This window comes from Nocardioides sp. (genome assembly GCF_029937575.1).
Classification (GTDB): domain Bacteria; phylum Actinomycetota; class Actinomycetes; order Propionibacteriales; family Nocardioidaceae; genus Nocardioides.
The window spans coordinates 28,804-38,918 of sequence record NZ_JAPYPS010000033.1 but is presented as its reverse complement, the minus strand read 5'-3'; the positions used below and the strand labels follow the sequence as shown (position 1 = coordinate 38,918).

Genomic DNA, 10,115 nt, shown 5'->3' with positions numbered 1-10,115 from the left:
ATGGTTCGCATCCTTCCAACTCAAAAGGATGCGGCATCAAACCTGTGGCGCTTCACATCGCTTCTTGGACCGCGTCGGCGCCGTGACCCTCGGGCAGGTGGAGCAGCATCACGAACCGCGAGGACCGCTCGACCAGGGTCCCGATCGCCGACTTGTTCGCGGTGCCGCAGATCAGGTCGCCCTCCCAGTGGCCCGGTACGGCGCGGTCGGCGACCTCAGCAGGGCGTTCGCTGATGTTGACCATCCCGGCGAACCGGGACTGCCGCTCGCCACTGAGGCGACGCGGACGCCGCATGGCACGACCGGTACGCAGACGTTTGTGCAGGTCGCGGCGCAGCTCGCCGCGGCCCTGGACGTACAACGCCTTGTAGATCGTCTCGTGCGACACCCACATCTCCGGATCCTCGGGGCACTCGATCCTCAACTGTGCCGCAACCTGACGCGGTGACAAGTCATCGACGCCGATCAGGTGCTGGACCCGCTCACGCAGCACCGGGCGGGCCGCGAGCCGCGTCAACCGGCCACCAGCCGCTGCCGTGGCGCGCTTCTCGGCCCACCGCTGGGCACCGTGCGCGGTGTAGGAGTTCGGCCCGCGAAACCACCGCCCACGCTGACGTATCGACGTCTTACGTGCGTGTGGTCGGGCTCGGTAGGTCGCTCGGCTGTTGCGGTCGAGCTCGCGCTGGACCGTCGAGGCCGCCCGGTCCAGGCCACGCGCGATCGCACGGATCGAGAGGTCCAGGTGCATCCCGACCTGGATCTGGATGCGTTCCTCGAGCGAGAGGTACCGGCCCTTGGGCGCCGGCGCGAACACGAAGTAGGGGGTCACGCCACCAACCTGGCGTGCCCACTTCGGTCCGGTCGCCTCATTGAGCCCGAGTCGCGCAGCAGCTTGCTTGTAACTCGCGCCGTCACGGACCGATAGCCAGAACTCCCGGCGCTCTGCCCGGATCGCCCACCGTGTCATCGACATCCTCCTCAGCTAGGAGGTGTTGCGTCCGACCCTTGACCCCGCCACTCACCGCTGCAGTCCCTCGGTCTCGGCGTCTACCTGGTGCAGGCGCAGGCCAGCTCGCTCCTCCCCGAGGACTACCAGCTGCCCGACGTCGACCAGGAGGACCTCGAGGGGCAGAGCGCGCTGCAGCTGCTCACGGCCGCGGAGGAGCTCACCCGGCCGCTCCCGGCCCACCGCCCCGACTTGGTCAACGGCTCCCAGCTGGTGGTCGACCTGTGCGACCTGATTCGGGAGGCACGCGACCTTGGATGCTGACCGCCGGCGCGGCTTCGCCGACGTCGACGACGCGCTCTTCGACACCACGCAGATCCCGCTCACCTCTCGGGACATCCGCACCGTCGGCGAGCTGCTGCACGACGTCGACCACACGGCGCGCCACTTGCTGATGGACGTCGCCGGCGACGACGCCGGCCGGCTCCTCCACGGCTGGCCCGACCTGGTCACGGCCGCGGCGTCGCTGTGGAGCAGCCTGCCCGGGCAGGGATTCGGGGCAGGCGCGCACACCCGCGATGAACCCATCACCCGCCTGGTCTCGGTCGGGGACGCGATCGGCAGGAGTTTGCGCAGCAGCAGCTGGCCACCGGCGAGCCGGCCCGATCGGCGCATGACTCAGATGACCAGGACCCTCGGTCACGCCGGCGACCTGGTGCACCGCTACGGCGCCGACATCCCGGTCCAGCGCGCCGAGAGCTTCCGCGACCTCGAGGCCGCTCGCGCCCGGATCATGCACGCCCTGTACGTCAGCGCCCACGCCGTCGGTGTCTCCCTGCACCAGCACGGCCACAGCCGGTACCGGGCCGCGCTCGGCACCAACCGGCCCATCGAGCTCAACCGGCGTCACTCCCCCTACGCCGTACCGCCGACCACCGAGTGGATCCGCCGCATGGCCGTCTCCGAGGCGGCCGCGGGCAGGTACCTCGACGGACGGTTCACCCAGGCGCTCCGGGGCGAAGCCAACCGACCGATCGAGGACGACACCCGGATCTCCCAGGCCCTCGCCGGGTGGGACATCCAGGCCCACCGCACCCTCGCCTCCGACGCATGGCCGACCAACATGGTCCTCATCACCCGCACCCAGGGCCTCATCGCCGGCGCCGCCATGGTGCTAGTCGACGCCGCACAGCACGCCGGCCACCTCGAGCCCAATGACCGGCTCTCACCGGCGATCGCCGAGGCCGGCCGTGCCTGGAGCAACCTCGCCAGCCGCTGGGGCGACCTAACTGCCACAAATGCTCGTCTTGACCCCGACCTGATGCGCACGGCCGCCGAAGTTCGTGCCGCCTACCGCGAGCTGACCCACGCCTCCACCACCATGGCCAGCCTCGACGTCATAGCCAACATGCCAGGACTGAAACGCGGCACCGGCGCGACCCTCCATGCCCTCGAGTCCGCGTCCGAGCTCGCCTACGTCGTGGCCGAGAAGTCCGATGTCCCAGGTCTCACCGGGCCGGCACGGGCGCTCTCCATCCGTGCCCACAACGACATCGAGCTCGGCCTGGCCGCCCCCCATCCCGATGGCGACGTCGTCTGGGTCTCGCCCGCCGACATCCTTGCCCAGCGCCCCGTCCCAGTGCCGCGGCCGGTACGGGACGCCTTGCGTACGGCGAGTACGGCAACCGCGTCAGCTACATCCAACGCGGCAGCATCTGCCATGCTCGCGCAAGCCAACCGCGGCGGCCATCGCCCTGTCTCGCTCTCTCCTTCTCAGCCGGTTGTGGCGAACGCGCAGGAGGACCGGCACTTCACGTCAGCGCCTTCGCCCGACCGCGGCGGGCAACGCAGGAAATCCACAAGCTGCACTGATCGCTCCGAACCAGTCCGGCCACTTAGGTGACCATCAGACACGAGGTGGGCGACGACAACCTAGATCCACCGCGGCAGGTCGGAGGAGACAAGAGATGGAGAAGGTGGAGGAGATCCTCAGCATCAGTGAGGTCACCGAACGCTGGTTACCCGGGAACGCGAACGCAGCCGCGCGGATATGGGCACAGACATGAGTGAGCAAGAGACGGTACGTCCTGTCGAACCACGCCCGATAGCGCGTGGCGGGCTCGCACTCATCCCAGCCACCGTGAACATTGCCCAAGCGGCTGCCTACATAGGGATCGCGAAGTCGACGCTCTATACGTGGCGCACACGCCGCCCCGGGTTCGGACCGCGCGCAGTGAAAGCGGGCGGCGCACTGCGGTACCGCCGTTCGGATCTCGATGCATGGATCGAGGCCCACGCCGAAGCGCTCGACCTCGACCCCGAACTGGAGGTCGAGGACGACGAGCATGGATCGAAGCGTGGCAAGACTCCCGCACCCCACGCGCTAGGTTCCATGTCAAGACAGTCTCGTCCGCGACGTCGGTAGCGCTCAACCGTCACAGAGGAACACCCATGGCTCGCCCTACGCTTCCCATCGGAACCTTCGGGAGCATCACGACGAAGGAGGTCCGCCCTGGCGTCTACCGCGCGCGGACCCGCTTCAGGGATTTCGACGGCGTCACCCGCGAGATCACTGGGACTGGCCGAAGCTCAGCGGCCGCAGAACGGGAACTGAAAGCCAAGATCGCCGACCGCAGTGCTCCTGCTGGAGACCTAATCGGCCCCGATATGAGAATCAGCCAAGTGGCCGACATCTGGGTGTCGCTCTACCGTGCCGAACAACGCTCCGAAGCGACCACAGCGAACGAATATCAGCGCATCATCGAGAACGTCATAAACCCAGCGATCGGCAACGTGCGGCTACGGGAGGCGACAGCTGGGCGCCTGGAACGGCTCATCAAGGCCCAGGAGTCGCACAGCCGGCGCAAGAAGACCAAGACCGTCCTCAAGATGATGTTCGATGCCGCGGTCATCGACGATGCGCTTCCGGCCAACCCGGTCGCCTCGACGTCGCGACTCCGGGGCCAGAAGAAGGAAGTCCAAGCCCTCTCAGTGGAGGACCTCAACGCAGTGCGTTCTGCCGTGGAAGCGTGGATGACGAAGAAGCGGCCCGGCCCAAAGCCGAACAAGGACATGCCCGACATCGTCGACCTCTTACTCGCGACCGGTTGCCGGATCGGAGAGGTGCTGGCCATCCGTTGGAGCGACATCGACTTCGCCGCGACCCCGCCGACGGTCTCTATCTCCGGGACGATCAAAACCGAGACCGGAAAGGGAACCTACCGGAAGCCGAAGCCGAAGACTGACGCCTCGCAACGCAGCATCGCGATTCCGCCGTTCGCTGTCGGTGTACTGATGAGACGGCGCGTCGAACAGCCCGCGAACCACTACAACGCGGTCTTCGCTACGCGGAACGGCACCTGGCACCAGGTCGGCAACATCGAGCGGCGCTGGCGCACAATTCGAGCGGACTCGGGTTTCGAGTGGGTAACGCCGCACACCTTCCGCAAGACGGTCGCGACGTTGATCGATCGTCTCGTCGACTCCGGTACAGCGGCTCGCGTCCTCGGACACAGCTCGGACGCGATCACCAAAGAGTTCTACATCGAGAAGGACCGGTTGGTGCCCGACGTGAGCCACATCCTTCAGTCCTTCGCCGGCAAGGCATCGTCGCCCTCTTCGGCCGACTGAACGACTCACTTATCGTCTGTCCTTTGTCACCCGTGACGTTTGACCCGATCGCCACAGCCGCGAACTGTCAGACCTTCGGGGCATCCGAATCGAAAGCCACCGCCGACAGTTTTCGGGGAGTAAACGGGGAATAGGGCAATCTGGTTCAAGAAACCAAGTGGCCCCTGATCTGCGTTTCCGCAGGTCAGGGGCCACTTTTTTTGTAGCGGGGGCAGGATTTGAACCTGCGACCTCTGGGTTATGAGCCCAGCGAGCTACCGAGCTGCTCCACCCCGCGTCGGTGAACAGAACGTTACCGGGTCGGGGTGGAGCAACCAAATCGAGTTGCTGAGAGGTGGCTCACGGTCCTGGTTGCGAGGTTTCGTCGACGGCCCCGCCTGGCGGCTCGACCTGCTCAGCCTTCGTCGTTGGTGTCGCGCTGCTCGAGCCGGTCGCGTAGGTCGACGACCTGGGCGAGCAGCTCCTGGGCCTTGGCGACCTGGCGCTGGTAGACGCCGAGGTTACCGTTGGACAGGGCGGTGTCGGCCTTGTCGAAGGCCTCCAACGCGTCGTCCAGGGCCGCATCGAGGCGGCCCTGCAGCGTGCCGGGCTCCGGCTCCGGCTCCGGCTCCGGGTCGGGCTCCGGGTCCTCGCCGGGGTCGGGCACGATCGGGTCGGTGCCGGAGCCGAACAGGTCCTGGATCGCGTTCTGGAACGTGGTGCCGTAGCCGATGTCGTCGCCGAACTTGACCTGGACGAAGCGCAGCTCGGGATAGCTGGCGTCGGTGACCTGTCGCGAGACGTAGACCGGCTGGACGTACATCAACCCGTCGTTGATCGGGAAGGTCAGCATGTTGCCGTAGGTGACGCGGGCACCGGAGTTCTTCAGCGGCAGCAGCGCCTCGTTGATGCGCTGGTCGGAGATGAAGTCGTTGGCGACCTGTCCGGGCCCGGACGTCTGGTCGCCGTCGGTGGCCTCGGCGTCGTTGAGCCGCAGCACGCTGATCTTGCCGTACTCGCCCGAGTCCGCATCGGAGTTGACCGACACGAAGGAAGCGAGGTTGTTGCGGCGGAACGGCACGTAGACCGACGTCAGCGAGAAGTTGGAGGCGTCCGCTCCTCCGACGAAGAGTCGGTACGGCGCCTGGAAGACGCCCGGGGCCTGCGGGTCCTCGGGGACCGCCCAACGGTCGTTGAACTCGTACCAGTCGCTGGCGTCCTCGACGTGGTAGCGCGCGTACTGGTAGCGCTGCACCTTGAAGAGGTCCTCGGGGTAGCGCACGTGGGCGAGCAGGTCGTCGGACATCGCCGAGCGCGGCTCGACGGTGCCCGGGAAGGCGCCCATCCACGAGCGCAGCAGCGGGTCCTCCTCGTCCCAGGCGTAGAGCGTGACCGCACCGGTGTAGGCGTCCACGGTCGCCTTGACCGCGTTGCGCATGTAGTTGATCTCGTCGGTCGGCAGCGTCTGGATGCCGGTCTGCACCTGCAGCGCGTCGTCGGTCATCTCCTCGAACGACTCACGCTGGGCCAGCGGGAAGCGGTCGGTGGTGGTGTAGCCGTCGAGGATCCAGGTGATCTTGCCGTCGACGATCGCCGGGTAGACGTCGCTGTCGACGGTCAGCCACGGCGCGACCTTCTCCACGCGAGTGGTGGGGTCGCGCTCGAAGAGCACGCTCGAGTTGCCGTTGACACGACCGGAGAGCAGGAAGTTGGGCTCCCCGAACTTGATCGCGAACATCAGCTGGTTGAACGTGCTGCCGACCGAGGCGTCACCAGGACCGTCGAAGGTCGTGGTCGAGCCGAGGTCGGAGCCGGGCACCGGCAGGTTGAGCTCGATGTCCTCGGCGTCCTCGGCGGACTTGCCGACCACCGAGTAGTCGGGGCTCTTCTCCCCGTAGTAGACGCGGGTCTCGAAGTCTCCGAGCTCGGCGGAGATGTCGACCTCGTCGTTGTTGATGCCTTGCGCCCACTCCAGGCCACCGGAGGACGACGGCGCGTCGGCGCCGGTGTCGGAGGTGACGGCGTTCTCGGCGTCGCGCTGGTTGGCGTAGGCGGCGATGATGCCGTTGCCATGGGTGAACACGGTGTGCAGGTTGGACCAGTTGCGCGCGTCGGGGCTCAGGCCGTCCTGGTCGAGCTCACGCACGCCCAGCACGATCGCCCGGTCGGAGCCGTTGAGCTCGTAGCGGTCCACGTCGAGCACCTCGGCGACCGAGTAGTAACCGCGCTCCTGCTGGATGTTCTCGAACGCCGGCGAGACCTGCTTGGGGTCGACCAGCGGCACCGAGCTGAGCAGCGGCGCCAGCTGGGAGGCGGTCGCGTCGAGCGAGGTGTTGGGCGAGTACGGCGTCAGCTCGACGTCCTCGAGGTCGTAGGCGGCCTGCGTCGACTCGATGTTGCGAGCGATGTAGGGCTCCTCCTTGTCGGCCTCGGAGGGCTTGACCTGGAACTGCTGCACGATCGCCGGCCAGATCATCCCGAGCAGGATCGCCGAGAGCACGAGCAGACCGAGCCCCATCGTCGGCAGCTGCCACGTGCGGCGCCACACGTTGAGGAAGAACAGGATCGAGCAGATCACCGCCACCCCGATGAGGATGTTCTTGGCCGGCAGGACGGCGTTCTCCGCGGTGTAGTTCATCCCGGTGAAGAGCGAGTTGTTCTGGTTGACCAGGTCGAAGCGGTCCAGGTAGTAGTCGACGCCCTTGGCCAGGACGAAGAGCCCGAGCAGGACCGACAGCTGGGCCTGGGCCGCCGGCGAGAGGCGGTCGGAGCCGGCCTGCAGCCGCAGCCCGCCGTACAGGTAGTGGGTGACGAGCGCCCCGATGATCGCGATCACGAAGACCGCCATCGAGAAGTCGACGATGAAGTGCACCCACGGCAGGTCGAAGACGTAGAAGCCGATGTCGCGGTTGAAGTAGGGGTCGTCCTGGCCGAAGGACTGCCCGTTGCGCCACATCAGGTAGGTGCGCCAGTTGCTCATCCCCGAGGCCCCGGCGAAGGCACCGACGACCAGCGCCACGCCGAGCACGACCCACACCCGGATCGGGGTGATCACGTCGCGGTAGCGGTCGAGGTTGGTCTGCTCTCGCGAGTTGGGCCGGAAGAGCGGCCGGAACCGGTAGGCGAGGTAGATGTTGAGCGCGACGATCCCACCCAGCACCGCACCGAAGACCAGGAAGAGCCCGATCCGGGTCCACAGCAGCGTGCTGAAGACGTTGCCGTAGCCGACCGACTGGTACCACAGGCGGTCGGTGTAGATCGAGGAGAACCCGGTCAGTCCGAAGATCGCCACGATCACCACGACCGCGGTGATCAGCAGGGCACGCGACCGCCTCGGCGGTGCCTGTCGCGGGGGCGGCGTTGCCCTCGGGTCGTCGTCGAACAGCTCACTCACGGCTTCTCCTCCGGCGGCTCAACGAGAGCCGCTCGATCATGGTCGTCATGCGGGTGGTCGGGATCGTGCGGTTCGTGCGGGGCATCGGTCGGGGACGCGGTCAACGTCTCGCGGAGCAGGGTCAGCAGCCCGGGGACCAGGTCGATCCCGCCGACGACCGAGGAGTCCTCGTCGTGGGCGCGCAGGCGCAGGGCGCAGTACGTCGATCCGCTGCGGGTGGCGCCGGCCACGATCCGGACCTCCTGGCGGTCGGGGTGCTCGCGCGCGAAGGCGCGCGCCTGCACCGGATCCTCGGGCAGCGTGGCGTCGGAGCCGGGTGGGAGCACCAGGCGCTCGACCATGGCGGCGCACCCGGCCACGCCCGTGGGCCACTCGATCGACTCCAGCACACCCTCGAGCGGCTTGCTGGGGTCCATTTGGTCCTGCTCGACGGCAGTCAGGGAGCCCTCCTCGGCAGCAGCGTCCAGGCCCATCGCGCTGGCCAGGGCCGGCTCCTGCCGGACGAGCGCCGCGGTGTCGACCAGGGCGTAGAGCCGCGCCGGCTGGTCCCAGCCGTCGCCGGAGAGGTGCTGCTCGATCTCGAGGATCGCGCTGGCCAGGGCCGGATCGGCGTCGAGGTCTCCCCAGCGCGGGTCCGCGGTCAACGCCTCGTCGGGCTGGTCGAGCCCGGCCGGTCCCGGACGGTCGTCGTGCTCACTCATGCCGCGTCCTCGCAGGAGGGGAGGTCGGCAGCACTCGGGTCGGCGGTGTAGGCCTCGAGCGCCAGGCGCACCTCGTGCATGGTGCTGGCCCGGACCAGCGTCATGTCACCGGCGTCGGCGCCCAGGGCGTCGGCGCAGTTGCCCTCGGGCACCAGGAACAGCTCGGTGCCCTCGGAGCGTGCGCCGGCGATCTTCTGCTGGATGCCGCCGATCGAGCCGACCGAGCCGTCCGGGGCGATCTCGCCGGTGCCGGCGACGCGCGCTCCCCCGGTCAGTGACCCGGGCGTGATCGTGTCGTAGACGGCAAGGGAGAAGATCAGTCCGGCGCTGGGGCCACCGATGTTGTCGGAGATGCTGATCTTCACGTCGAACGGGAAGTCGTAGTCGTAGCCCGGCGTGATCCCGATGAGCAGCCGCTGCTTGCCCTCGATCGTCTCCTCGGTCGGGGTGACCTCGACGCTCCGCTGCTTGCCGGCGCGCTCGATCCCGATCGTCAGCGGCTCCCCCGGCTCGCTCTTCTGGATCTCGCGGCGCAGCACCGTGTCGTCAGGCGTCTCGGTGCCGTTGATGCTCTCGAGATGGTCGCCGACTTTCAGGACACCGTCGGAGGCGGCTCCCGCGGTCACTGCGGCGACCTGGAGCACCTGCGGCACCTCGATGCCGTCCTCGGTGAGCGCGACGTAGACCGCGTCGTCCTGCGAGGTCGCCATCTGCACGGCGCCCTCCTCGCGGCTGCTCTCGGCGGTCTCGCCGTCCTGGTGCACCGAGGAGTAGGGGTAGACGGCCTCGTCGCCGTCGAACCACATCGCCATCAGCCGGCCCAACGACAGGTACGCCGTGTCCGGCGGGTCCCCGGCCGGCGAGACGCGCACCGTGGTCATCCGCAGCTGGCCGGTGTCGCGGTACACCTCGTGGCCGTCGACCTGGACCACCTCGGCGTCGTTGCCGTCCTGGCCGAGCACGTCGATCGTGCCGCCGGGGGCGAACGTCGCGAACGGGAGGCCCTGGAAGGCTGCGAAGACGAGCAGCGCGAGCACGGCCGGGACGGCGACGACCGCGGCGATGAGGCGCTGGTTCATGGCCCAACCCTCTCATTGCGGGCCAAGGAGCGGCCCGCGAGGTTCAGGCGGCAGGTGGCCGGCGACGGATTGCGACGCCCGTGCTGCGATCCGGAGGGCGCGGCGCGACGGCATAGCCCGGCATCGGGCGGGTTCGCGCCCACGGTCGCCAGCGGCTCGGCTGGGGGTCCAGGGCGGCGCCCAGCCGACGTACGGCCTCGTCGCGGTCGACTTCGCCGCGGCTCTCGCGGCCGAGCCACGTCACCCACACCATGGCGACCAGCGTCACCGCGACGGGAGGAAGGAGCCACAGGACGACCATGGCTCCCAGACTAGGTCGGCGGCCGGCTCACCGGGTTTCGACACGCTCGGTCGCGAACTCGTTCCTCGCTCGCGCTCGCTGCTCA

At 68.1% G+C, this 10,115-nt stretch carries 9 protein-coding genes and 1 tRNA gene; 4 read left to right on the top strand and 6 right to left on the bottom strand.

Features of this window, described 5'->3' with window-relative positions:
• Positions 1–52: 52 nt before the first annotated feature.
• Entirely contained in the window at positions 53–829 is a 777-nt protein-coding gene (locus Q1K33_RS12515; RefSeq protein ID WP_300404413.1) for an IS30 family transposase, read from the bottom strand.
• A gap of 225 nt (positions 830–1,054) precedes the next feature.
• Between Q1K33_RS12515 and Q1K33_RS12510 the strand changes: the two genes are divergently transcribed.
• From Q1K33_RS12510 to Q1K33_RS12500, 4 genes are all read left to right on the top strand, one after another.
• A complete protein-coding gene (locus Q1K33_RS12510) occupies positions 1,055–1,270 on the top strand; it encodes a hypothetical protein (RefSeq protein ID WP_300404411.1) in 216 nt (71 codons plus the stop codon).
• Positions 1,260–2,849, top strand: a complete 1,590-nt coding sequence (locus Q1K33_RS12505; RefSeq protein ID WP_300404409.1) for a hypothetical protein — start codon at positions 1,260–1,262, stop codon at positions 2,847–2,849. Before Q1K33_RS12510 ends, Q1K33_RS12505 begins: the two co-directional genes overlap by 11 nt.
• A gap of 147 nt (positions 2,850–2,996) precedes the next feature.
• Entirely contained in the window at positions 2,997–3,371 is a 375-nt protein-coding gene (locus Q1K33_RS20755) for a helix-turn-helix domain-containing protein (RefSeq protein ID WP_363319703.1), read from the top strand.
• A 26-nt stretch (positions 3,372–3,397) separates the two neighbouring features.
• Complete coding sequence (locus Q1K33_RS12500; protein WP_300404407.1) at positions 3,398–4,576, top strand: site-specific integrase; 1,179 nt, start codon at positions 3,398–3,400, stop codon at positions 4,574–4,576.
• Positions 4,577–4,779: 203 nt separating this feature from the next.
• On the opposite strand, the gene Q1K33_RS12495 is transcribed toward Q1K33_RS12500, so the two are convergent.
• The 5 genes from Q1K33_RS12495 to Q1K33_RS12475 all read right to left on the bottom strand — a co-directional run bounded on the left by Q1K33_RS12495 (position 4,780) and on the right by Q1K33_RS12475 (position 10,030).
• Positions 4,780–4,853, bottom strand: a tRNA-Met gene (locus Q1K33_RS12495).
• Between the two features lie 117 nt (positions 4,854–4,970).
• Positions 4,971–7,949: a UPF0182 family protein gene (locus Q1K33_RS12490; RefSeq protein ID WP_300404405.1), complete on the bottom strand. Its 2,979-nt coding sequence runs from the start codon at positions 7,947–7,949 to the stop codon at positions 4,971–4,973.
• Entirely contained in the window at positions 7,946–8,650 is a 705-nt protein-coding gene (locus Q1K33_RS12485; protein ID WP_300404403.1) for a PPA1309 family protein, read from the bottom strand. The genes Q1K33_RS12490 and Q1K33_RS12485 overlap by 4 nt, the downstream gene beginning before the upstream one ends.
• Positions 8,647–9,729: a PDZ domain-containing protein gene (locus Q1K33_RS12480; RefSeq protein WP_300404401.1), complete on the bottom strand. Its 1,083-nt coding sequence runs from the start codon at positions 9,727–9,729 to the stop codon at positions 8,647–8,649. The genes Q1K33_RS12485 and Q1K33_RS12480 overlap by 4 nt, the downstream gene beginning before the upstream one ends.
• Before the next feature lie 43 nt (positions 9,730–9,772).
• Positions 9,773–10,030 carry a hypothetical protein gene (locus tag Q1K33_RS12475; protein WP_300404399.1) on the bottom strand — a complete coding sequence of 86 codons (258 nt, stop codon included), beginning with the start codon at positions 10,028–10,030 and terminating at the stop codon, positions 9,773–9,775.
• Between the last annotated feature and the right edge of the window lie 85 nt (positions 10,031–10,115).